The 23,058-nt window shown below is 69.6% G+C and carries 25 protein-coding genes; 1 reads left to right on the top strand and 24 read right to left on the bottom strand.

Going from position 1 to position 23,058, the window contains the following annotated elements:
• Positions 1 to 37 precede the first annotated feature (37 nt).
• On the top strand, positions 38 to 1,963 hold the full coding sequence (locus tag AC0NH5_RS25300) for a flagellar hook-length control protein FliK (RefSeq protein WP_474408252.1): 1,926 nt from the start codon (positions 38 to 40) through the stop codon (positions 1,961 to 1,963).
• Between the two features lie 44 nt (positions 1,964 to 2,007).
• Here AC0NH5_RS25300 and AC0NH5_RS25295 read toward each other — a convergent pair whose 3' ends face one another.
• The 24 genes from AC0NH5_RS25295 to AC0NH5_RS25180 form a co-directional block, all read right to left on the bottom strand.
• A complete protein-coding gene (locus tag AC0NH5_RS25295; RefSeq protein WP_474408250.1) occupies positions 2,008 to 2,241 on the bottom strand; it encodes a hypothetical protein in 234 nt (77 codons plus the stop codon).
• Entirely contained in the window at positions 2,238 to 3,560 is a 1,323-nt protein-coding gene (locus AC0NH5_RS25290) for a hypothetical protein (RefSeq protein WP_474408248.1), read from the bottom strand. Before AC0NH5_RS25290 ends, AC0NH5_RS25295 begins: the two co-directional genes overlap by 4 nt.
• A gap of 169 nt (positions 3,561 to 3,729) precedes the next feature.
• Positions 3,730 to 5,775, bottom strand: coding sequence for a flagellar biosynthesis protein FlhA (locus AC0NH5_RS25285; protein ID WP_474408246.1), 2,046 nt, complete (start codon positions 5,773 to 5,775; stop codon positions 3,730 to 3,732).
• Between the two features lie 151 nt (positions 5,776 to 5,926).
• A complete protein-coding gene (locus AC0NH5_RS25280) occupies positions 5,927 to 7,018 on the bottom strand; it encodes an EscU/YscU/HrcU family type III secretion system export apparatus switch protein (protein ID WP_474408244.1) in 1,092 nt (363 codons plus the stop codon).
• Positions 7,019 to 7,048: 30 nt separating this feature from the next.
• Positions 7,049 to 7,813 carry a flagellar biosynthetic protein FliR gene (locus AC0NH5_RS25275; RefSeq protein WP_474408242.1) on the bottom strand — a complete coding sequence of 255 codons (765 nt, stop codon included), beginning with the start codon at positions 7,811 to 7,813 and terminating at the stop codon, positions 7,049 to 7,051.
• Between the two features lie 2 nt (positions 7,814 to 7,815).
• Positions 7,816 to 8,700 carry a flagellar type III secretion system pore protein FliP gene (fliP, locus tag AC0NH5_RS25270; protein WP_474408474.1) on the bottom strand — a complete coding sequence of 295 codons (885 nt, stop codon included), beginning with the start codon at positions 8,698 to 8,700 and terminating at the stop codon, positions 7,816 to 7,818.
• Positions 8,700 to 9,110: a FliO/MopB family protein gene (locus AC0NH5_RS25265; RefSeq protein WP_474408240.1), complete on the bottom strand. Its 411-nt coding sequence runs from the start codon at positions 9,108 to 9,110 to the stop codon at positions 8,700 to 8,702. The genes fliP and AC0NH5_RS25265 overlap by 1 nt, the downstream gene beginning before the upstream one ends.
• Positions 9,111 to 9,121: 11 nt before the next feature.
• The gene (gene fliN / locus AC0NH5_RS25260) at positions 9,122 to 9,877 is read right to left on the bottom strand and encodes a flagellar motor switch protein FliN (protein ID WP_474408238.1); all 756 of its coding nucleotides are present in this window, start codon (positions 9,875 to 9,877) and stop codon (positions 9,122 to 9,124) included.
• A complete protein-coding gene (locus AC0NH5_RS25255) occupies positions 9,874 to 10,824 on the bottom strand; it encodes a flagellar motor switch protein FliM (protein ID WP_474408236.1) in 951 nt (316 codons plus the stop codon). The genes fliN and AC0NH5_RS25255 overlap by 4 nt, the downstream gene beginning before the upstream one ends.
• A 129-nt stretch (positions 10,825 to 10,953) precedes the next feature.
• Positions 10,954 to 11,412, bottom strand: coding sequence for a flagellar basal body-associated FliL family protein (locus tag AC0NH5_RS25250; RefSeq protein ID WP_474408235.1), 459 nt, complete (start codon positions 11,410 to 11,412; stop codon positions 10,954 to 10,956).
• 16 nt (positions 11,413 to 11,428) lie between these two features.
• Positions 11,429 to 12,439, bottom strand: a complete 1,011-nt coding sequence (locus AC0NH5_RS25245; RefSeq protein WP_474408232.1) for a flagellar motor protein MotB — start codon at positions 12,437 to 12,439, stop codon at positions 11,429 to 11,431.
• A gap of 4 nt (positions 12,440 to 12,443) precedes the next feature.
• Positions 12,444 to 13,235, bottom strand: a complete 792-nt coding sequence (locus AC0NH5_RS25240; protein ID WP_474408229.1) for a motility protein A — start codon at positions 13,233 to 13,235, stop codon at positions 12,444 to 12,446.
• A complete protein-coding gene (locus AC0NH5_RS25235) occupies positions 13,235 to 13,531 on the bottom strand; it encodes a flagellar FlbD family protein (RefSeq protein ID WP_474408226.1) in 297 nt (98 codons plus the stop codon). The genes AC0NH5_RS25240 and AC0NH5_RS25235 overlap by 1 nt, the downstream gene beginning before the upstream one ends.
• Before the next feature lie 205 nt (positions 13,532 to 13,736).
• On the bottom strand, positions 13,737 to 15,011 hold the full coding sequence (locus AC0NH5_RS25230; RefSeq protein ID WP_474408224.1) for a flagellar hook protein FlgE: 1,275 nt from the start codon (positions 15,009 to 15,011) through the stop codon (positions 13,737 to 13,739).
• 36 nt (positions 15,012 to 15,047) lie between these two features.
• Positions 15,048 to 15,473 (bottom strand): flagellar hook assembly protein FlgD, encoded by a 426-nt coding sequence (locus AC0NH5_RS25225; RefSeq protein ID WP_474408221.1) that lies wholly within the window; start codon positions 15,471 to 15,473, stop codon positions 15,048 to 15,050.
• Positions 15,474 to 15,604: 131 nt separating this feature from the next.
• Positions 15,605 to 16,093, bottom strand: a complete 489-nt coding sequence (locus AC0NH5_RS25220) for a hypothetical protein (RefSeq protein WP_474408218.1) — start codon at positions 16,091 to 16,093, stop codon at positions 15,605 to 15,607.
• A gap of 7 nt (positions 16,094 to 16,100) precedes the next feature.
• Complete coding sequence (locus AC0NH5_RS25215) at positions 16,101 to 16,463, bottom strand: response regulator (RefSeq protein WP_474408215.1); 363 nt, start codon at positions 16,461 to 16,463, stop codon at positions 16,101 to 16,103.
• Entirely contained in the window at positions 16,460 to 16,948 is a 489-nt protein-coding gene (locus AC0NH5_RS25210) for a chemotaxis protein CheX (protein ID WP_474408212.1), read from the bottom strand. Before AC0NH5_RS25210 ends, AC0NH5_RS25215 begins: the two co-directional genes overlap by 4 nt.
• Entirely contained in the window at positions 16,945 to 17,331 is a 387-nt protein-coding gene (locus tag AC0NH5_RS25205) for a response regulator (RefSeq protein WP_173476755.1), read from the bottom strand. Before AC0NH5_RS25205 ends, AC0NH5_RS25210 begins: the two co-directional genes overlap by 4 nt.
• Before the next feature lie 5 nt (positions 17,332 to 17,336).
• Entirely contained in the window at positions 17,337 to 18,182 is an 846-nt protein-coding gene (locus AC0NH5_RS25200) for a CheR family methyltransferase (protein WP_474408210.1), read from the bottom strand.
• Complete coding sequence (locus tag AC0NH5_RS25195; protein ID WP_474408207.1) at positions 18,179 to 19,339, bottom strand: protein-glutamate methylesterase/protein-glutamine glutaminase; 1,161 nt, start codon at positions 19,337 to 19,339, stop codon at positions 18,179 to 18,181. The genes AC0NH5_RS25200 and AC0NH5_RS25195 overlap by 4 nt, the downstream gene beginning before the upstream one ends.
• A 13-nt stretch (positions 19,340 to 19,352) precedes the next feature.
• Positions 19,353 to 20,225 carry a hypothetical protein gene (locus AC0NH5_RS25190; RefSeq protein ID WP_474408204.1) on the bottom strand — a complete coding sequence of 291 codons (873 nt, stop codon included), beginning with the start codon at positions 20,223 to 20,225 and terminating at the stop codon, positions 19,353 to 19,355.
• A complete protein-coding gene (locus AC0NH5_RS25185; RefSeq protein WP_093619555.1) occupies positions 20,225 to 20,662 on the bottom strand; it encodes a chemotaxis protein CheW in 438 nt (145 codons plus the stop codon). Before AC0NH5_RS25185 ends, AC0NH5_RS25190 begins: the two co-directional genes overlap by 1 nt.
• 2 nt (positions 20,663 to 20,664) lie before the next feature.
• Positions 20,665 to 23,019 (bottom strand): chemotaxis protein CheA, encoded by a 2,355-nt coding sequence (locus AC0NH5_RS25180; protein WP_474408199.1) that lies wholly within the window; start codon positions 23,017 to 23,019, stop codon positions 20,665 to 20,667.
• Positions 23,020 to 23,058 lie beyond the last annotated feature (39 nt).

Genomic DNA, 23,058 nt, shown 5'->3' with positions numbered 1-23,058 from the left:
CATCGCTGTTCCCAACCCACCGGACGAGGGAGACCGCATGACCACTCCGAGCCCTGTGTCGGGCCCCGACCGCCGGCACCCGGCCGAGACCAGCCGCCGTCCGGCCGCGCGACGTGATGACGGCTCCTCCGACTTCAACTCGGCGCTCTCCGCCGAGCTGGGCAAACCGGGCCGGGAGGAGACCCGGTCCGGCGGTGACCGGGAGACCCGTCCCGGCGACGGCCGCGCGGAACACGCAGCCGAGCGGAACGCCGTCAGCAAGGCGGCGGCCGAGCGGGCTGCCGCTGACCGGGCCGCGGTGGCCCGGTCCGCCGCCGCGCGGGCCGCGGCCGACCGGGCCGCCATCGGCAGGACGACCACCGAGCGGACCCCGGAGCGGCGCCCGATCGAGCGGCCGGCGCCCGACCGGAAGGTGGCCGAGCGGAAGGCGGCCGACCGGCAGGCGGAGCGTCCTGCGACGGGCCGCGGCCCGGACCACCGGGCCGCCATCGACCGAGCCGCGACTGACCGGGTCACCGCGAGCCGGATCGCCGGCGACCGGGCGGAGGATGCCGGGAACGCGGAGCGCCCACGGACCGAGCAGGCCGCGGAGCAGCACCGCCCCCGGGCGGACCGCCCCACCGAGACGCCGCAGGCCGACACGAAGGCAGCCCCCGCGAAGGAAGCGACCGCGACAGCCGACGAGACTCAGCCGGCGACGCAGCCGAAGGAGGAGCAGGTCAGCACCACCGCAGCGGAGGCGGCCGTGGCTGCTACGGCTACCGTCGCATTCCAGGCCGTGCAGGAGACCGCCGAGGCGGCCGGCACCCAGGACAGCGCGGCGTCAGCGCTGACCGTCACACCGACGGCCGCCCCGGCCGAAGCCGTGCCACCGGCCGCCGGGGCCACCACGGGCGGGCCCCAGCCGGCCACCGGCCAGGCCGGCACCACCACGTTCGGCATCGACCCGGCCGCCACCGGCCAGGCGACCGGCGCCGGCGGCACCACCGCCGACGGCACTTCAGCAACGCCGGCTCCGGCCGCGGGCCCCACCACGCCGGCGGCGATCGCTCCGGCCACGGTGACCGGGACGACCACCGCCATGACCGGCGAGGCAGCCGTAGCGAACGCCGCGCCGGCCGACCCCGCCGCGCCGGTGCCGCCCACCGAGACCGGCACGACAAGTGCCACCGCCGACGCTGCCCCGGCCGGGGTAGCCGCCGGCAGCACGGCACCGGGCACCGGGACGGGCGCCGGCACCGGTGGTTCACCGGACGGATCCGCTCAGGACGGCGCCGGGTCCTCCGGCACACCCCCGACCGGGGAAACCACCGCTACGCCCGGGGACACGACCCGTACAGCCGAGGACCCGACGACCACCGCGACCGGACCGGCCGGCGCGCCCGCCGCGTTCCCCGGCGCCGTCGCGGTCGAGACCGCCGCACCTGTCACGCCGGGGGCACCCGCCGCGATGGGCACGATGGGTGTGTCCGGTCCGCAGGCCACCGCGCCCACCACCGCGACCGGCGAGGCCGCACCGCCGCCCGCACCGGCCGTACCCGGCCCGCCGGCGGCCCAGATCGCGATGCGGATCGCTCCGCTGCGGCTGGACGCCGACGGCGTGCACCGGCTCACCGTGCAGCTGCACCCGGTCGACCTCGGCCCGGTGCAGGTGGTCGCGGAGATTCGCAACGGCGACATCACCGTGCAGCTCACCGGCGGCACCGAGGCGGGCACCGAGGCGCTGCGCTCGTCCCTCGACGAGCTGCGCCGCGAGCTGGAGGAGTCCGGGTTCGGCAACTGCAACCTGGATCTGCGGCAGGGCGGCGCCCAGCAGCAGGCGCGGCAGCAGTTCGCCGAGGCGGGCGCGCTGGGGCGGCGTGGCGACGCACGCTCCGGTGGCGGTGGGGACGTCCCGGCCGAGCCGGCGCCCGGTGCCACCCGCCGAGCAGTCCCGGACGGCCGGCTGGACATCCACGCCTGAGACACGAGATCGGCGCCGGCCCTGCGGGCCGGCGCCGATCGCTGTCAGGCCTTGTTGTCGGAGTCGTACCGTTCCGGCGTCACCTGCGGCGCGGCCTCCGTGGTGGTGCGATAGCCACCGACGATGAAGCGCAGGCCGGCCAGCAGCACCGCCGCGATCGGCACCGCGATGAGGAACCGGATCAGCACCTGCATGATGTCGACCTGATCGAGCACCAGCCGGTACCACGCCGGCGCGCTCATCAGGAGCGCGAACAGCAGAACCGACGGTCTGATCATCGCCGGGCGGCGCGGGCGGCCCGGCGCGGCATGGCCGCGGACGGCATCACCTCGGCCGCGATCCGGGCGCAGAGCATCGCGGCCCAGGCGTGCGGGGTGGCCGGCTTGCCGTCCAACGAGAAGATCGGCACGTCCAGCCCGAGCACCGAGGCCGGGTCGGCGGTGAGCTCCACGCTGTGTACGACCAGCGCCTCCACCTCTCCGAGATGCCGCAGGTGGCGGGCCGTGTCCGCGGTCTTGCGAGTGGCGTCGACGACCGCCCAGAGCGCGGTGGCGCCGAGCGCGTCGGCCATGTCGTTGACCCAGAACGGGTCGGTGCCGCCGACCGGCGCGTCGATCACGACGATCCACGGGTGCTCCGAGCCCTGCATCTTCTCGGCCCGGGACTCGGCCGCGCCCCGGCTGGAGATGAGCCGGGACGAGTGCAGACCGGTGCCGGCCGTCGAGGGCGCGGCGAGCAGCAGGTGGGTCTGGTCCACGTGGACCTGCTCGAGCAGCTGCTTGGCGATCGGCACCGCGGTGTGCACCTCGCCGGCCAGGACGAGGATCTCGCCGGGGCCGTCCGGGATGCCGGGCGCGGCCGGGCGGGCGGCGAGCACGCTGAGCACCCCGGCGTACGTGTCGCCACCGGTGATCTTGCGCGCCATCGGCTCCGGCATGCCCACCGAGATGAGGTTGCGCTGCACCGGGTCCATGTCGCCGGGCGCGGTCACGGCACGGACCGTTGTCACGGCCATCGGCGCGGCCGGCGAGAGCGGCGCGGCCTCCTCCAGGCCGTAGACGTCGGCGGCGGACCGGGCCGGCGCGGGGCTGAACGCGGTGGGCGTACGCGGTGGGGCGGGTGTCGGCTCGGACGTCCGCAGCGGGGCCGCGGCCCGGGAGACCGGGGACCCGGTCGCGCGGAGCGGGGCGACCGCGAGCTGCTCGCGGTCCGGCGCCGTGGTGGCCCGGACGGGGAACGCCGGCGCGGTGGGCAGTGCCGCCGGCAGCGGCCGATGTCCGGTGTTGACTGCTGTTCCGCCGGCAGCGGCGGGCCGGAACGGCTTCACGGTGGGCGACTCCTCACGGGACTCCGCCGGGCGCGTCCGGGCGGCCGAGCGCTGGTGGTGCTGCCCGCCCTCGCCCAGGTGGGTGGCGACGTCGAGGCCGGCCATCAGCTCGGCGAATGCTGCGCCGGTGTCGCCCATGCCGGCTTCCCTGCTGTCCGGCCGGGCGGGACGCCGTTCGGCGCCCGGTGGCGGCCCGTCGGCGGCTTCCGCCTGCTCGAGCAGGCGCTCGAAGCTGTTGCTGCCGTTCTTGGCCACGGTCTGTTGCGCCATGTCATCACTCTCCTCGGTTGAATCCGGTACCTCGACGGAGAGCTCGTAGTGTTGCTTCGCGAAGAAGCCCCCGATACCACCGCTTCGTACCTTGTCGGCGGACACGATCCGCACGCTCGATCCGTACTCGTCACGTACTTGCTCCAGAAGCGGCTCGATGGCCGGTCCCTCAAGCAGCACCCGCGTAGGCACCGTTCACCACCCCTATCGTCTCGATCTGTGCGGTGGAACCAGAGATTTCGCTGTACGACAGCACCTGCACCCGGCGGGAGCCGGCTCGCAGCAGTCGCATCAGCGGCAGCCGCAGCTGTGGTGAGCAGGCCAGGACCGGGTTGAGTCCCTGCTGCTCGGCGACCTCGGCGAGCCGGCTGGCCTCGCTGACGATCGCTTCGGCGCGCATGCCGTCGATCGCCATGAAGGCGCCCGTCTCGCTGGGTCGCAGAGATTCGAGCAGCCCCTGCTCGAGCATCGGGTCGAGAGTGATCACGGTGAGCCGGCCGGCCGTCGTGTACTGCGCGGCGATGGCCGGGCCCAGCGCGGCACGGGCCGCCTCGACCAGGCTGTCGTGGTCCGTCGAGAGCTTCGCCCGCAACGAGAGCGCCTCGAAGATCCGCACCAGGTCCCGGATCGGCACTCCCTCGTCGAGCAGGGCCTGCAGCACCTTCTGCACCTGGCCGAGCGAGAGCAGGGCCGGGGTCAGTTCCTCCACCACGACCGGGTGGGTGCGCTTGACCATCTCGGTCAGCGAACGCACGTCCTCGCGGCCGAGCAGGCGGCTGGCGTTGGTCCGGACGATCTCGGCCAGGTGCGTGATGATCACCGAGGCGCGGTCGACCACCGTCGCGCCGGAGAGCTCGGCCTGATAGTGCAGCTCGGCCGGGACCCACTTGCCGGAGAGCCCGAACACCGGCTCGACGCCGGCCCGGCCGGGCAGCGCCTGGAGCCCTTCGCCGATCGCCAGGACGGTGCCCGGCGGCGCCTGCCCGGCGCCGGCGTCGACACCGGAGATCCGGATCGCGTACGACGAGAGCGGCAGGTCGAGGTCGTCCCGGGTGCGGACCGGCGGCATGATCACGCCGAGTTCCATGGCCATCTTGCGGCGCAGGGCACGCACCCGGTCGAGCAGGTCCCCGCTGCTGGCGTCGACCAGGTCCACCAGGTCCGGCGCGAGGGCCAGTTCCAGCGGGTCGATCCGCATCTCGCCGAGGAGCTGTTCGGGCGAGTCGGGGGCCGGCATCTCGACGGCTTCCGCGGCGGCCGTCTCGATCGACTCCGGTACCGGGTCCTTGACCCGCTGCGCGATCGCCAGGACCGCCACGCCGACCAGGAGGAACGGGATCTTCGGCAGGCCCGGGATGACGCAGAGGGCCAGGGCCGCGCCGCCGCCGATGCGCAGCGCCAGCTTGTTCTGGCTCAGCTGGGTGGTGACGCTCGTGCCCATGTCGCCGGAGGTGGCCGAGCGGGTCACGATCAGACCGGTGGCGACCGAGAGCAGCAGGGCGGGAATCTGCGAGACCAGACCGTCGCCGATGGTCAGCACGCTGAAGTGGTTCATCGCGTCGACCGGCGCCATGCCCTGCTGGAGGATGCCGACCGCCAGGCCGCCGAGCAGGTTGATCAGCGTGATGATGATGGCCGCGATGGCGTCGCCCTTGACGAACTTCGATCCACCGTCCATGGCGCCGTAGAAGTCGGCCTCGGCGGCCACCTCGGCCCGGCGCTTCTTGGCCTCGGCATCGTCGATCAGGCCGGCGTTGAGGTCGGCGTCGATCGCCATCTGCTTACCGGGCATCGCGTCGAGGGTGAACCGGGCGCCGACCTCGGCGACCCGCTCGGCGCCCTTGGTCACCACGATCATCTGGACGATCACCAGGATCGCGAAGACCACCAGGCCGATGACCAGGCTGCCACCGATGACGAAGCTGCCGAACGCGTGGATCACCTTGCCGGCGTCGCCGTCGCGCAGCACCAGCCGGGTCGCGCTGATGTTGAGGGCGAGCCGGAAGAGCGTGAGGACCAGCAGCAGTGCGGGGAAGACCGCGAAGTCGAGCGGCTTCTGCACGAACATGCTGACCAGTAGGACCAGGAGAGCAACCGTGATGTTCATGGCGATCAGCAGGTCCAGCAGGAAGGTCGGCAACGGGACGACCATCATGATGATGATGCCGATGACCCCGACGGGTACGGCAAACCTGCTGAGGCTCTGCTTCTTCACGGGACCTTCCGAGCTGGGGCGTCACTGAGGCCGCTGTGGCACCGCCACGCACCGATCTTCCCTGCTCTTGCATCCTGATGTGAGGAAATCTCCTGAAAATTCGGTTATGCCACGGCGTGGCGGATGGCGGCGCGCGGGCGGCCCGGTCCGCTCACGCGAGTGCGGGGTCGGGGTTCGGGTTCCGGTGGAAACCGGCGGCCGCCCCGCGCGCCTTCAGGCTCATCACGAACGCCAGCACCTTCGCCACCGCGCCGAAGAACTCGGCCGGGATCTCCTGGCCGATCTCACAGTTCTGGTTGAGCGCCCGGGCAAGCGGCACGTCCTGCACCATCGGCACCCGGTTCTCGGTGGCCAGCTCGCGGATCTTGGCGGCCAGCGGGCCCTTCCCCTTGGCCACCACCCGTGGCGCGCCCTTCTCCGGCTCGTACCGCAGAGCGACCGCGACGTGCACCGGGTTGACCACCACCACGTCGGCGGTCGGCACGTCGGCCATCTGCCGGTTCCGGGACATGGCCATCTGCCGGGCCCGGATCTGCGCCTTGATCAGCGGGTCGCCCTCGGTGTTCTTGTTCTCCTGCTTGACCTCCTCCTTGCTCATCCGCAGCTGTTTCTGGGTGCGGCGGCGGACCACGAAGTAGTCGGCGCCGGCCATCACGATGCCGGCCACAGCGGCGGCCCGGATCAGCTGGATGGCGGCGTCCTTGACGGTGGCGAGCAGCGTGCCGAGGGGCAGCTGCCCGGCCGTCATCAGCACCGGCACGATGTCCTTCATCGTCAGGTAGAGCACCGTGGCCAGCACGACGGTCTTGACCAGCGCCTTGGTGCCCTCCCAGAGCGCCTGCGGGCCGAACATGCGCTTGAGGCCGGAGAACGGGTTCAGCCGGTTGAACTTGGGGATGAACAGCTTGGTCGCCACCCGGATGCCGCCCTGCGCCCCGGCGGCGAAGACACCGACCGCCATCATGGTGAGCGCCAGCGGCAGCACCGCCCAGGCGGCGCTCATCAGGGCGTCCCGGAGGATGGCGAGGGTCTTGCCGGGATCCGGCTCGACGATCGTCTCGGGCACCTTGACCATCAGCTCGCGGGCGTGGTCCATGGCCTTGCTCAGCGTGCGCGGCAGCATGATGCTGGCGGCCAGCATGCCGACCCAGGCGCCGAGGTCCTGGCTGCGCCCGATCTGGCCCTCCTGGCGGGCCTTCTTGAGTTTCTGTTGAGTCGGTTCCTCGGTCTTCTCACCGGACATCGGCCGTCACCCCCCTTCCCCGGACCCGGGTCAGCCGCCGCTGAGCCGCACCACCGCGGTGACCGCCTTGTCGACCAGCGTGTCCAGCACCCCCGGGAGCAGCCCGATGGCGATGGCGGAGAGCGTCACCACCAGGAAGATCTTCACCGGGAAGCCCAGCTGGAACGCGTTGAGCGCGGGCGCCACCCGGTTCAGCAGGCCGAGCGCCACGTCGGCGAGGAACAGCACGGCGATCAGCGGGCCGGCGATCTGCACCGCGGCCACGAACATCTCGCCGATCCCGCGCAGCAGCAGCCGGCTGAGGGTCTCCATCGAGAACGAGGTGTCCAGCGGCAGCGTCTGGAAGCTCTGCAGGAAGCCACGCAGGATCAGCTGGTGCCCCTCGCTGACGAACAGCATCGTCATCGCGAGCAGGTTGTAGAACCGGCCGAACACCGAGCTCTGGGCCATCGACATCGGGTCGTACGCCGTCGCCAGCGTGAAGCCGCCGAAGAGGTCGAGCAGGTCACCCGCCGCTTGGAGGGCGGCGAAGAGCATCGCGGTGATGAAGCCGAGCGACGCGCCGACGAACACCTGCAGCGCCGCACTGGCGATCAGCGCGCCGGTCTCCAGCGACGGCACGGTGGCCTGCAGATAGGGCGCCATCGGCAGGGTGAACCCGACCGAGAGCAGCGCCTTCACCGGTCCCGGGATGAGCCGCGAGTTGAACGGCGGGCAGAGCATCATCCAGGCGCCGGTGCGCACCGCCCCCAGCATGATCGCCAGCAGCTGCGCGATGGGCAGGTCGTAGTCCATGGCTAGTACGAGCCCACCAGCGCCGTGATGATCAGACCCCAGCCGTTGACCAGCACGAACAACAGCAGTTTGAACGGCATGGCGACCGTGACCGGCGGCAGCATCATCATGCCCAGCGACATCAGCGACGCGGACACCACCAGGTCGATGATCAGGAACGGGATGAAGATGACGAAGCCGATGATGAAGGCCGCCCGCAGCTCGGACAGGATGAAGGCGGGCACCAGCGTGGTGAGCGGGACGGCGTCGATGTTCGCCGGCCGCTCGGCACCGGACACCCTGATCATCAGGGCCAGCTCGTCCTCGCGGGTCGCGCCGGCCATGAACTCGCGCAGCGGCTCCACACCGTCCTGGAACGCCTGCGACTGCGTCTTGTCGCCGGCCAGGTAAGGCTGCACGCCCTGGTCGTTCACCTGGGAGATGGTCGGGCCCATGATGAACAGGCTCAGGAACAGCGCCAGCCCGGCGAGCACCTGGTTGGGCGGCATGCTGGTCAGGCCCAGCGCGTTACGGGTGATGCCGAGGACCATGAAGACCTTGGTGAAACACGTGCAGAGCAGCAGCAACGCCGGCGCCACCGAGAGCAGTGTCAGGCCGAGCACGATGACCAGGGAGGCGGCCGGGCGACTGCCGTCCGGGTTCGTACCGTTGATGTCGATGTTGATGCTCGGCGGGGTCGGCGGCGCCGGGGCCCGGGCCGGTTGCGCCAGCGGGTCCGGCGCCTGCCGGATCGGCGCCTCCGGCGGCACAGCCTGGGGTACGACCAAAGCACGCGCGTGGTCCTGAACACTTCCCACCGGAGCGCCCGGCAGCGCCGAGGCGGCCGCCGGCAGCACGGCCAGAGCCAGTCCGGCCCCCAGCACGAGCAGCAGGATCACGCGTCGCATCATCGCCGTGACGTCCTGTCCCGGAGCACGTCCAGGGTGGAGGCCCAGGCGCGCGGGGAGAGCAGCGAGTCGTCCGCCCGGCCGCCCGGTTCCACCGGATGCCAGTCCGGCAGCGTCACGGCGTCCACCTGGAGGTGGTCACGGTGCTCGGGCGGTTCCTCCTCGAACGCGTCGAGGTCGGTCTCGCCGAGCAGGCTGACCTGCTGGTCGGTGACGCCGAGCACGAGTGCCCGGTCGGCCACCTTGACCACTGCGACCGAGGAGCTCCGGGTCAGCTGCTGACTGTTGAGCACGGTGAGCGGACCGTGACCGTGCCGGCCCAGCGGCCGGCGCACCACCCGGGCCAGCCCCCACATCAGGAACAGGACCACCAGCAGCGAGAAGATGACCTGCGCCACGAGCCCGATCAAGATGACTACTCCTACTCGGCGCCGGGCGAGACGATCTCGGTGATCCGGATGCCGAAGTTCTCGTCGACCACGACGACTTCGCCGCGGGCGATCAGCCGGCCGTTCACCAGCAGGTCCGCGGGGCTGCCGGCGGCGCGGTCGAGCTCGACGATCGCGCCCGGGGTCAGCGAGAGCAGTTCCCGGACACTCATCCGGGTCCGGCCCAGTTCGGCGGAGACCTCCATCTCCACGTCGTGCAGCATGTCGAGGCCACCGAGCTGCGGGCGACCGCCACCGGCGGTGCGGGCGGGCTGCGGTGTGAGGTCGCCGCCGGGCGCGTCGCCCGGCCACTGGCTGAGGGCCATCGCGACGACCGCGTGGATGCCCTCGTCGTCACGCAGCGGAACGGCCACCGCGCCGTCCTTGGTGGCCAGCGCGCTGAGCGCGACCTCCGGCTCCATCATCTGGCCCGGGTCGAGCACCACCGGCCCGAAGGTCCGGGCGGCCGCCTCGAGCGCCGGCCGGACGGCCGCGGTCAGGTCCAGCTCGCCGAGCGGGCTCTCCCGCAGCGCGTCCGCCAGGTCTTGTCCGACCACCACGACCACCTCGCCCGAGGCGGCGCCGGTGAACCGGGCGGTGACCGCCTGCCCCACGATGACCGTGCCGGCGTCGGGCGCCACCGGCTCGGCGGCGACCAGCGCGCGGCTGGTGGGCAGGACGGCCAGCGCCGCTTCGGCGGCGTTCCGGGCGAGCGCCGTCTGCGGCGCGGAGATGGTGGGGGCGGTCATGAGCGGCCAGACTCCTTGGACGAGTTCTCGTGGGGTGACGGCACGACGAGACAGGCGAGGCGGGCGCCTTGGTTGCCGGGGACGGCATGGCCGAAGACGGTGTCGTTGACGGTCACCTCGAGCGGCCGGCTGGTCGGATGTCCCAGCGGCACGACGTCACCCGGACGTAGATCCACGATGTCATCGGTACGCATCCGAATGGGGTGGAATCGCACTGCTACGTCGATCGGGGCCGCGGAAAGTCCGGCGGTGAGGTTGCGCAGTGCCCGGTCGCGCGTCTGCCGTTCGGCCGCGCTCAGCACGATCGTCTCGGTCTTCGACAGCACCGGCAGGATCGTGTTGAACGGCAGGCAGATGCTGGCCACGCACTCCTCGGCGCCGATCTTCGTCTCCAGGGAGGCCACCACGACGGCGTCGCCGGGGGCGTGCGCACGCAGGAACTGCGCGTTGTACTCGACTTCCTTGAGCACCGGCTTGATGTCGACCAGCGTCTCGAACCCGTACCGCAGCTCGCCCAGCATCCGCTCCAGCAATCCCCGCAGCAGCGGCATCTCGACCTCGGTCAGCGGCCGTTCCGGCTGGGGGCCGCCGGGCCCGCCGAGCATGTGGTCGATCGCGGTCATCACGGCCGACTGCGCTATCTCGATCAGGACCGTGCCGGGCAGCGGGTCGAGGACGACCACGCCGATGATCGTGGGGTTCGCGAGGGAGGCGACGTACTCGTCGTAGTTGAGCTGCTCGATGGAGATCAACGAAACATTGCTGACCGCCCGGAGCCGGGTGGTCAGCAGGGTGCCGCAGCTGCGCGCGTACGTCTCGAAAGCGATCTGCAGAGTGCGGACGTGCTCACGGGAGAGCTTGATGGGACGGCGGAAGTCGTACAGCGCCGGCCCGGTGCCCTGGCCGCGACGTGACATCCGGCCGGGGGTACGCGAAGCGGTGGTCACGTCGTCCTCATCGGCTCAGTTACCGAGCCGCTGAGGCGTCGCGCCGTTTTCATCCACTTTTTCGTCCTGCTTCGCGCTTCTTAGCGCGATGGGCGGGTCTCCGTGAGGAGACCCGCCCGCTGCGATGCCTTACTGGGTGACGAAGGAGGTGTAGTAGATGTCCATAATCATCTGCGTCTCCTCCTTCTCGTACGCCTTCTCGATCTTCTCGAGCAGCTCCGCCTTGATCTCGTCGCGGCCCTTGTCGGTCGAGAGCTCGGCGACGGTCCGGCCGGTGTAGGTCTCGATCGCCAGGTTGAGCGCCTGGCTGGTGTCGACGCCCTCGTGGCCGGCGTCCTCGGTCAGCTGCAGGGCGAACCCGAACTTCAGGTAGTGCCCGTCGGCCAGGTTCACCGTCAGCGTGTTCTCGACCGCCACCACGTCGCCCTTGACCGGCTCCGCCGCGGCCTCCGCGGAGTCGCCCTTCAGCATGAAGAACGCCCCGGCCCCGCCACCGCCCAGCAGCACCACTGCGAGGGCGATGACGATCATCAGCATCTTCTTCGACTTCTTCGGCGCCTCAGCTGCCGTGTCCTTCTCGTCCGCCATCGGAACTCCCCTCAGTTCAGTCGTGCGTCTTGGTGGTGGATTCGGCCGTCTTGGCCGTCTCAGCGGCGATCTCCGCCTGGTGAGCGGCCGTGGTCTGGCCGGTGTGCAGCTTGCCGTCGGAGCCGGCCGCGGACGGCAGCAGCGCCGCCTGCTCGGCCGTGAGCTGGGTCAGGATGACGACGTCGACGCGGCGGTTCATGCTGATCGACCGCGGGTCCTTCGGGTCGATCAGCGGCTTGGTGTCGGAGAAACCGACCGCGCTGAGCCGCTTCTTCGGGATGTCGTGGTCGGTGAAGAACCGGACCGTGGTCGACGCCCGTGCCGCCGACAGCTCCCAGCCGCTCGGGTAGTACGTGGTCCTCGCGTTGAGCTGGTTGGTGTGCCCGTCGACCTCGATGTTGTTGGGCAGCTTCGCCAGCGTCGGCGAGATCGCGTTCAGGATCTTCCTGCCGCCCTCGCGCAGCTCCGCCCGGTTGCCGGCGAAGACCACCTCGTTGGTCACGATGGTGACCACCAGACCGCGCTGGTCGATGGTGAACTTCGCGCTGTTGAGCATCTTCTGCGCGGCGAGCGCGTCAGCGAGCTTCCGCTCGATCGCCTTGAGGTCCTCGGCCTCCGCCGCCGCCTTCAGGGCGTTGGCGGAAGCCTTCTTGCGGTCCTCGGCCTGGATCGCCGCCTTGACCGCGTCCTTCTGCTTCTGGTTCAGGCCCTCGGTGCCGGAGGAGCCGTCGCCGGGGTTGGAGCCCGGGTCGATCTGCACCACCTGTGCGTTGTTGGCCGCACCGTCGAGCGGCGCGGTGTTCCCCTGGAAGGCGGCGCTCGGAGCGCCGAACCCGGCCGAAAGACCCTGTGCCAGCTGGGCGAACTTCTTGTTGTTGACGTCGCTCATCGAGAAGAGCACCACGAACAGGACGAACAGCAGGGTCATCATGTCCGCGTACGACACGAGCCAGCGCTCGTGGTTGACGTGCTCCTCGTGTTCCTCGTGCTTCTGCTTACGCTTGGCGCCCCCGCCGCCGGAACTCATCTGATCAGGCCGCCTTCTTCGTCGATGCTGCCATCTCGGCCTTCTTCATCTCGTCCGGCGGAAGCAGACTGCGCAGCTTCTGGGCGACCAGACGCGGGTTCGAGCCGGCCTGGATGGCCAGGACACCGTCGATCACGAGCTCCATCTCCTCGGCCTCGACCGCGCTCAGCCGGGCCAGCCGGGCACCCATCGGAAGCAGGATCATGTTGGCGCTGAGCACGCCCCAGAGGGTGGCGCAGAAGGCCGCGGCGATCGAGTGGCCGAGCGTCTCGGGCTTGTCCAGGTTCTCCATCACGAGCACCAGGCCCATGACCGTGCCGATGATGCCGATGGTCGGGGCGTAACCACCCCAGGACTCGAAGAACTTCACGCCGGCCTTGTCGGCCTTCTTCTTGGCGGCGACCTCGGCGTGCAGGATGTCGTGCAGCTCGTCCGGGTCGGTGCCGTCGATGGCCAGCTGCAGACCCCGCTTGAGGAAGGGGTGCTCGACGGTCTTGACCGCGTCCTCGAGAGCCAGCAGGCCCTCGCGGCGGGCGCGCTCAGCCAGCTTCACGACGCTGTCGAGCAGCTCGGCCGCCGGCGTGACCTTGTTGGTGAAGCCCTTCTTGAGCTGCGCTCCGAAGCCCTTGGTGTCCTTCATGATGCCGCCGGCCATGGCGGCGGCGAAGCCACCGCCGAAGACCAGCAGCATCGACGGCCACAACATGATGGAGGCGGGCGAACCGCCCTCCACGATCTGGACGAGGAAGACGATGGCCAGGCCAGCGGCGACACCGATAATGGTTGCGAGGTCCATCAGCGTTCCTTCCGGTGCAGCGGGAGCACCTTGGCGTCGAGGTTGTCAGCGTCAAAGTCGTCATCGGAAGAAGACGAAGAGTGGGCCGTTGTGCCGGCGTCCATCCGGCTCGCCTGGGCGATCAGCGAGGCGCGGTAGTGGCGCACCGAGTCGATGAATTCGGGCACGGACTCGGCGATGATGTATTTGGTGCCATCCACCAGGGTCACGACCGTGTCGGGCGTGCAGTCGACACGCTCGACGAGATCCGGGTTCAGTGCGAACACGGCACCGTTGATGCGGGTTACGAGTATCACGACTTCCGTCCTTGGGGCGTCTGTCTTGGCTGGTGGAAGGCCCTCCGTGGCCCTTCACTAGGTACTTCGGCGCAGTGCCGGTTGCCGATGAGATCCGAGTGGTGGCTATCCGGGTGCGAGCTTCCGCGATCGGGCGCTCACAGCGAACGGCCGGGACGGGCAGGTGTGCCCATCCCGGCCGTCGCCGGTACTACGGTGCCGCGGGTCAGCGCTTCATGCTGACGAGCTCCTGGAGGATCTCGTCGGAGGTGGTGATGATGCGGGAGTTCGCCTGGAACCCGCGTTGTGCCACGACCAGGTTGGTGAACTCCTGCGCGAGGTCGACGTTCGACATCTCCAGAGCACCCGAGATGACCTGACCCATGCCGGCTGAGCCTGGTTCGCCGACCTGGGCGTACCCGGAGTTGACAGTGGTCCGGTACTGCGAGTTGCCGACCTTCTCCAGGCCCGCGACGTTCTTGAAGGTCGCCATCGCCACCTGGCCGAGCGTCTGCTTGAGGCCGTTGCTGTAGACGCCGACGATCTCACCGCTGTCGGACACCGTGTAGGAGAGCGAGGTGAGCGCGCCCGCCGTCTGGCCGTCCGTGTCGAACACCCGGGCGTCGGTGACGCCGGAGTACGAGGTCAGGTCGGTGACATCGACCTTGTAGCCGCCGAGGTCCATGATTGCTTTCCCGGTCACCGGATCGGCGCCGGTCGCCTTGCCGCCGGAGAAGCTCAGGGTGGCGGTCGGGTCGGTCGGCATCGGGTTGCCGTCCTCGTCCACGATGCTGACCGCCCACGTCGAGGTCGTCGGGTCCGCGCTGTTGTCATGGATCGTCCGGTTGAACGTGGCCGTCACCGTGTGCGTGCCGCCCTGCGCGTCGTACACCTTGACCGGGATCGTGGTCTTGTAGCCCGAGGGGCCGTCACCGGTGTTGGTGGGATCGTTGAGGTCCGGGGTCGTATCGCTGCTCAGATTCCCCTTGAGCGTCACGTTCTCGGTGACCTTCGGTGGGATCGTCGCGCCCAGCGGCATCCGGATGTCGCCCGGCTTGGCCGCCGAGTTCACCTTGCCGTCCACCGCGGTCCAGCCCTGCACCGGTTCACCGGTCGCGGTCGCCAGGACGCCGTTCGCGTCGAAGAAGAACGATCCGGCCCGGGTGTAGAGCTGCTCGCCACCGCTGCGGGTGATGAAGAAACCGTCACCCTGGATCATCATGTCGCCGGACTTGCCGGTGGTCTGCGCCGAGCCCTGGCTGAAGTTCGCGGTGATGCCGGCCACCCGGACACCGAGACCGATCTGCGCCGGGTTGGTGCCGGCCATGCCGTCCTGCGGGGATCCACCCGCGCCCATCATCTGGCTCAGCGTGTCGTTGAACTGCACCTGCGACGACTTGTAACCGGTGGTGTTGACGTTCGCGATGTTGTTACCCGTGACGTCGATCATTCGCTGGTGGGCGTTGAGACCACTGATGCCGGAGTAGAGAGAACGCAGCATTGACGAAGTTCCTTTGGCGTTGGGAGACGAATATGGCTAGGCGGTCTGCTGAATCTCAGTGACCTTGGACAGCTGCACATCCGTGTTCCCGACCCTGAGCGTCGGTTCGCTGTCTCCGTTGAGCTTCGCCGCAGTGATCACGCCGGTCTGCGCCGCGCCGGTGTCGTCCATGTACGTGACCGTCTTGCCGACCAGCGAACTAGCGCCGATCATGCGCTGCGACTGCAACATGTCGATCATGTCTTCGAGCTTCTCGACCTGGGTGAACTGGGCGGTCTGTGCCAGGAACGCGGTCGAGTCGGCCGGTTTGGTGGGGTCCTGATACTTGAGCTGGGCGACCAGGAGCTTCATGAACGTGTCCTTGTCACCGAGCGACTTGCTCTTGGCTTCGGCGGATTTCGCTGCCGCCACAGCCTTCGCGGCGTCGGCGCCACCGGTGGGTCCGGAAATCGGCGAGGTCATTGACTTCTCCTGTCCCGTAACAAGCTCAACCTAAGCTTCGGCCCGGGCCCCGGATTGCTTAGCCACAAATTTGCGGGCCCGCCGGATCGGCGGGCCCGCAACGGGTTTCGTTCAATTTTTGGCGCCTTCGGTCAGGGAGCGAGCGACAGGCTGAGCTTGCCCTTTCCGTACCGGCTGACCTCGACCGTCAGGTCGAGCCGCCGGCCCAGGGCGAGCAGGATGGCACGCGCGTCGCCGGGCAGCTCCATGCCCGGGTAGATCACCTGATAGAGCTTGACGTGCGGCGCGCCCTCCTTGTTGAGGAGGCTGGTGAAGATGTTGCAGAGCTCGAAGACGTTCTCCGCCAGGTTGGGGAAGAGCTGCTTCTCGTCGATGCTGTCCTCGGCGGCGCCGGCGGGCAGCAGACCGAGGGCGGCACCCGCGTTGGCTGCCAGGCTGAGCTCCATGCCCATCACGGCGTAGATCTTCTGACCGGCGTCGGTGAAGATGGCGACCGTCGAGGTGGGCACCGCGGGAGCGGCGATCGGGTCACCAGGACTGACGACCACCTCACGACCGAGAAGGTCCTCGAACAGGTTGCGTACGGCTAGTGAGCCGGGAAGAACTGAGACGTCTGACATGTCCTAATCATCCCAAAATAGGAGCGAAAACCTCATCGAATCGCTCAGCGGTGAAGGGCTTGATGATGAAGAAGTCCGCACCCGAGGCTTCGGCAGCCGACTTCATCTCCGGGGTCGACTCCGAGGTGACGAAGCCGAACTTGACGTTGTTACCGGCCGCACGGAGCTTCTGAAGCACCTCGATGCCGGTCATGTGCGGCATGTTCCAGTCCGAGATGATCAGATCCGGCTTCTCCGCGGCCGCCATCTCGAATGCTTCCTTGCCGTCCGCGGCCTCGACCAGCTCGTGATCGCCGAAGCCGGCCTGCCGTAGGGTCCGGACGACGATCTGCCGCATCACTCGGCTGTCGTCGGCAACGAGGATCTTCATGAACCCTCCTCCTTGGTGTCGGTGCTGCTGCTCTGCCACATCGAAATGGACACCGGTTCTCCCTCCCAGATCCCGTACACGCCGCTGATGCGCTCGGTGTTCGGGTACCGGGCCGAGGCCTCCGGCGCCAGGACCACCTGCGGGAGCGACAACTGCGCCCCCGGCGGCAGCATCGCCTTCACGTTGCCGCCGACGATGTTGGCCAGTTCTCCGAGCGTGTCGGAGATGTCCTCCTCGCCCACCTCGTCCAGCTCCATGGCGAGGAAGGCGGCCGCGGCACGCTGGGCGGCGGCACGGGAGGACGCGTAGACGATGTAGCCGGTCCAGGAGCCGGTGATGGAGACCGAGGAGTGCACCTCGGACGGCTGGTGCTCGTCGTACGTCGGGATCAGCGGGCTGATGCCCTCCGGATCCAGGTACGCCTCCCACACCTGTTCCACCATCTCGGCGAGGTCGCTCTCGTCGACCTCGACTTCGACACTCATGAGTTCGCTCCGGTCGGGACGAGGCCCAGTAGGGCCAGCTTTTCGATCATGGCGCCCTCGGTGAAGGGCTTGATGACGTATTCGTGCGCGCCCGCGGCGAGCGCCCGGACGATCTGGCTCTGTTCGCTCTCGGTCGTGACCATGACCAGAGTCATCTCCCGCAGCCGCGGATCAGCCCGGACCTTGGTGACGAACTCGAGCCCGTTCATGTTGGGCATGTTCCAGTCGATGAGAGCCAGCTCCGGCACCTCCGTCATGTCGGCCAGGAGATCCATGGCCTCCTTGCCGTCGCCGGCCTCCACCGCCTCGAAGTTGAGCTTCGTGACGATGCGCTTGAGGATCATGCGCATCGCGCGCGAGTCGTCGATCACCATGGCGCGCATCGGCGTCATCCCCTTCTCGCGGCACCGGCAGGCACCGCATTGCGAGTCCGATAGGCGGAGGTGCGGCCGGCGGCCACCCGCTCGTAGTTGTCGTCGATCCCGATCGTGGTCTCGGCGGCACCGAGGAACAGCAACCCGTCCGGCCGCAGGATCCGGGCGGCGTTCTGGAGCACCTGCCGTTTGGTGGCGACGTCGAAGTAGATGAGCACGTTGCGCAGGAAGATCACGTCGAACGGCTGCATCGGCGGGAACGGCGCGGTCAGGCTCATGTGCTTGAACTCGACGTTCCTGCGCAGCGCCGGGATGACGCGCCAGTGCGCGCCGGCCCGTTCGAAGTACTGGACCAGCTGGGTGGCGGCCAGACCGCGGTTGACCTCGACCTGGCTGTACTCGGCCTTCTGCGCGCGCTCGACCATCGCTGTGGAGATGTCGGTGCCGACGATCTCGTACGACCAGCCGGGCGGCAGCGTCTCCTGCAACGTGATGGCCAGGCTGTACGCCTCCTGACCGCTGGAGCTGGCCGCCGACCAGATCCGGATCTTGCGCACCGCCGAGCGGGACTTGATCAGCTCCGGCAGCACCACGTCGGTGAGCGCGGAGAACGGCTCGCGGTCCCGGAAGAACGACGTCTCGTTGGTGGTGAGCGCGTCGATGATCTTGCGCTGGTTCTGCGGGTTGGGGCGCTTCTGCAGGTCGGTGATGAACTCGTTGACGTTGGCCGCGCCGACCGCACGCGCCACCGGGATCAGGCGTGCCTCGACCAGGTATTCCTTGCCGGGCGCCAGCACGATCGACGCCTCCCGGCGCACCAGGTTGGCGACGAAGGTGAACTCCGCCTGGGACAGGGTCATCGGGCCACCACCGGCGACCGGCCCACCCGGACCCGGTTCAGCAGCGCCCCGGCGATCCGGTCCAGGGGCAGCACCTCGTCCGCGAGTCCCGCGCCGACCACCGCGCCGGGCATGCCCCAGACCACTGAGGTCGCCTCGTCCTGTGCCAGCACCTCGGCGCCCGAGTCCCGTAGCACCTTCGCACCACCCCGTCCGTCTTGTCCCATTCCAGTGAGTACGGCCGCGAAAGCCGAACCGCCGTACAGCGCCGCCACCGAGCGGAACATCACGTCCACGGCCGGCCGGCACGAGTTCTCCTGCGGAGCGGTGCTGAGCTGGGTCAGCGTTGACGTTCCGCGCCGGTGGAAGACCAGGTGACGGTCTCCCGGCGCGATGTAGACGGTGCCTGCGGCGAGCTCCATGCCCTCGCCGGCCTCCACCACCCGCAGCGGCGTGCTGCGATCCAGCCGCTCGGCGAACATCTTGGTGAACACCGGTGGCATGTGCTGCGTGATCACGACCGGCACCGGCAGATCGGCCGGCAGCCCGAGCAGGACCTTGGTCAGCGCGTCCGGTCCACCGGTGGAGGAGCCGATGGCGAGGATGTCGATCCGGCCCTGCGGACCCTTGCGGGCGGTGGCCGGGCGCACCGGCGCCGGACCGGCGGCGCCCGGCCGGCCGGGCGTGGCGGGCGGCTGGCCGGGGCGCAGCGGCGCGGCGCCGGGCCGGGCACCGGCCGGCGACGCCGGGCGGGCGGGCGGCCCGGCTGGGCGGCGCCGTCCACCGAGCGCCTGAATCTTCGGTACGAGCTGCTCACGCACCGCCGCGATGGACTCCTGCACCGAACCCACGTTGCTGGGCTTGGTCACATAGTCCGTGGCGCCCGCCGCCAGCGCCTCCAGGGTGGCGGTCGCGCCGGCGGCGGAGAGCGTGCTGAACATGATCACCGGAGTGCTCGCGTGCCGCTTGCGCAGCTCGCGAACTGCCTCGATGCCGTCCATCTGCGGCATCTCGATGTCCATGGTGATCACGTCGGGCTTGAGCTGATCGATCTTCGCCTGCGCGAGCAGTCCGTTCGCCGCGGTGCCGACGACCTGAATGCCGGGCGCCTCGCCGAGAGCGTCGACGATCAACCGACGCACCACCACGGAATCGTCGACGACGAGTACCGAGATCATTCGACCACTCCCTTCAACCGAGCCAGGCCGGGCCGAGTGCCGCGACCACCGGTGCGAGCAGCCGATGAGCCGTGGCAGTGTCCAGCAGATCGCGCACCACCAGCGCCTGAACGGCGCCGCTGAGCATGTTCCAGACGCCGCCGGCCCGATCGGCCAGCGGGATTCCCGCCGTGTCCACCGCCTGCACCAGCAGCATCTGCGCTGCAGCCGCGGTGCGCACCCGGTCGGAGAGATAGGCGGCCCAGGAAGCCGAGTGGACGGCCGGTGACCATCCCGCGGTGTTGCGGCGTGCGTCGTCCGCGGCGGAGGCCACCCGCTGGCGGTCCTCCGGCCGGAGCGTGCGCAGCCGGTCCAGCAGGGCAGACACCGTGTAGTGGTGCGGGCCCATGTCGATCGGTGCGGTGGCCGGCAATTTGCGGACCGCACCCACCCATCCCGCGCCGAGCCGGCGGCGGGTCTCGGCGTCCAGCACCTCGCGCAGATAACTCGCTACCGCGGCGTCACAGAGCAGCGCCGTCGCCGAGGCCGCGTCGTCGCTCTGCCGGGCGTCACGCCCGGTGCCCTCCCACGTCCACGACATCACGTCGTAGCGGATGCAGGTGAGCAGCGCGTCGACCGTGCCGATCGGCGCGCGTTCGACGAGCGCGAGGTTCCCGGCCGGATCGTCCTTCGACATCGCCTTGAGCGACGGCATCCGTCGCGCGGCGCTCTCCACCTCGACCCAGAGCAGCGCCCGGGCGCCCTCGTCCGGCAGCCGCTCGGCCAGGAGCGGCAGGTCGCCCTTCTGCAGCCGCAGGGCGCGCAGCAGCACCTCGGCGGCGGCCGGCCCGCCTTCCAGGCGGGTCAGGTCGAAGCCCAGGACCGGGGCGCTGACCAGGCTGTACATCAGTTGGTGGCGCGGTACGTGTCGACGGCCTGGTTGACGTCGAGAGCCAGCATCAGACGCCCGTCCAGCTTGAACGTGCCGACCACGAGTTCCCTGGTCGGCCCGCTCAGCGTGTCCGGCGGCGGCTCGAAGGTCTCGTCGTCGAGGTCGACCACCTCACCGATCTTGTCGACCAGCAGGCTCACCGGCTCCCCGTCGCCGCGCAGGATCACGTTCATCACCGGTCCCTGCAGGGCCTGCCGGGCCAGGCCCAGCTGCACCCGCAGGTCGACCGCGGCGATCACCTGGCCACGAAGGTTGAACAGCCCGCCCACGGCCGGCGGCGCGAGCGGCACCGGCGTGTACTCGTTGTACGAGAGCACCTCCTGAACGGTGTGCACCTCGACCCCGAAGAGCTGTCCGTCCACCTCGAAGGTGGCGAACTGTCGACTCGCCATTCTCAGGCCTCCACCAGCATCTCGTCGCCCGCGTCGCTGTAGAAGTTCGGGTCGGCAGCCAGGATGGCCCGGCGCACGTCGAGCAGCTCGGTCACCCGCTGCTGGATCACCGCGGTACCGACCAGGCCGTCCTCCTCCGCGTCGCGGCGGGCAGTCGTGGAGTTCTCCGCGATGTCCACGATCCGGTCCACCACCAGCGCGACGCTGCGGCCGCCCTCGCTGTAGACCACCACCGAGACGGTGTCGCCCTCGAGCTCCTCGCCGTACGCCCCGAGCAGGTGCGACAGGCGCACCAGCGGGAGGATCTGACCGCGGTACTGGACCACCTCGCGGGACCCGGCGTGCTCGATCCGGTCGCGCGGGAACTCCTCGAGCCGGGTCACCGTGTCCAGCGGGATCGCCACCCGGCGCTCGCCGACCGCGGTGACCAGCAGGCGCTCGGTGCCGCCACCGCCCTGACCGCGCTTCTCGACGACGTTCTCACGTTCCGAGTCGACGGCGAGGTGCGAACGGCGGGCCAGCGACGAGACGTCCAGGATCAGGCCGACCTTGCCGTCGCCGAGGATGGTGGCGCCGGCGTACAGGCCGATGTCCTTGAACCTGGTGTTCAGGGCCTTCACCACGACCTCTTCGGTGTTCAGCACCCGGTCCACGACCAGGCCGAACCGCCGGCCGTCGGCCTGCAGCACCATGATGTAGACGCCCTGGTCGCCGCCGACCTCCAGGCCGAGCGCGCGGTCCAGGCGGACCAGCGGGAGCAGCTTGCCGCGCAGCCGGTAGACCGGCGCGCCGGAGGCGTACTCGACCTTGGTGGTGGTGCCGTCGATGAAGACCAGCTCGAGGACCGCGACCTGGGGCACCACGTAACGCTGGTCGCCGCAGTCGACGGTGAGCGCCTGGATGATCGCCAGGGTCAGCGGGATGGTGAGCCGCCAGACCGTACCCTCGCCGGGTGTCGAGTCGACGCTGACCGCGCCGCCGATGTTCTCGATGTTGGTCTTGACCACGTCCATGCCGACGCCACGGCCGGAGACGTTGGTGACCTTCGCGGCGGTGGAGAAGCCGGGCTGGAAGACCATCGCCATGATGTCGCGCTTGTCCATGTTCGGGATCTGCTCCGGGCGGAGCAGCCCGTTCTCGACCGCCTTCTGCGCGATGCGTTCCACGTTCAGGCCGGCGCCGTCGTCCGCCACCTCGACAGCGACGTGACCACCCTCGTGGTACGCGCGAAGCGTGAGCGTGCCCTCCGCGCTCTTGCCCGCGGCGATCCGCCGGTCCGGGTCCTCGATGCCGTGGTCGACCGCGTTGCGGACCAGGTGGGTCAGCGGGTCCTTGACCGCTTCCAACAGGCTGCGGTCGAGTTCGGTCTCCTTGCCCTGCATGACGAGCTGGACCTGCTTGCCCATGGAGTTGCTGAGGTCCCGGACGACGCGGGGAAGTTTCGACCAGATGTGCTCGATCGGCTGCATCCGGGTCTTCATGATGCCCTCTTGCAGCTCGCTGGTGATCATGCCGAGCCGCTGGGCGCTGCGGACGAGAGTGGAGTCCCCGATCTCCATCACACCGCGGACCAGCTGGTTGCGAGCCAGCACGAGCTCGCCGACCATGTTGAGCAGGGTGTCCAGCAGGTCGACGTCGACGCGGATCGCGCTGTCCGCGATGCTGCGCTTCGGCGCCTGCGACTGCAGCGCCTCGTTGACCGCGGCCGGCTGAGTCTTCCCCTCCTCCAGCAGGATCGTGCCGAGCTTGCGCTCGTCGCCCTCGAGCTGCTGCTGCAGCGCGGAACTCACGTCAGCGGGCTGGGCCGCCCCGTTGTCCACCAGGATCTGGCCCAGCGGCTGGCGCTGCTCGTCGATCGGGTCGGGCGACGGGCGGGCCGGCGACTCGGCGAGCGGCACCGGCGTCTCGGCCTCGGCCACCGGCGCTGCGGCCGGCTCTGCGGCCGGAGCGGCAGCCGGCGCGGCCGCGGCCGGCGCGTTCATCTGTGCATTGATCTTGACGATCATGCTGTCGATGTCGACCTCGTCCTCGCTGCCCTTCTCCTCGATCGAGGCCAGCAGCGAGCGGACACCGTCGATGCAGACCAGCAGGACGGTGATGGTCTCCGGGGTGACCGGCTGGACGCCGTCGCGCAACCGGGAGAGCAGTGACTCACCGGCGTGCGCAAGCTTCTCCAACCGGGAGAAGGCGAGGAAACCACTGGTTCCCTTGATGGTGTGGATCGCCCGGAAGATACGGGAGATCAGGTCACGCGAGTCCGGTTCCTGCTCGAGGCTCACGAGGTCCCGGTCGATCTGGTCCAGGTTCTCGTGGCTCTCCATCAGGAATTCGCCGACGATCTCGCCAAGGTCTTCCACGACTTGCTACCTCCTGCTCGGCTTCACAGCCCTGATCGA

The organism is Actinoplanes sp. 13 (assembly GCF_056134165.1).
The sequence above is the reverse complement of the archived record's forward strand: the minus strand, read 5'-3'. Positions and strand labels throughout refer to the sequence as shown.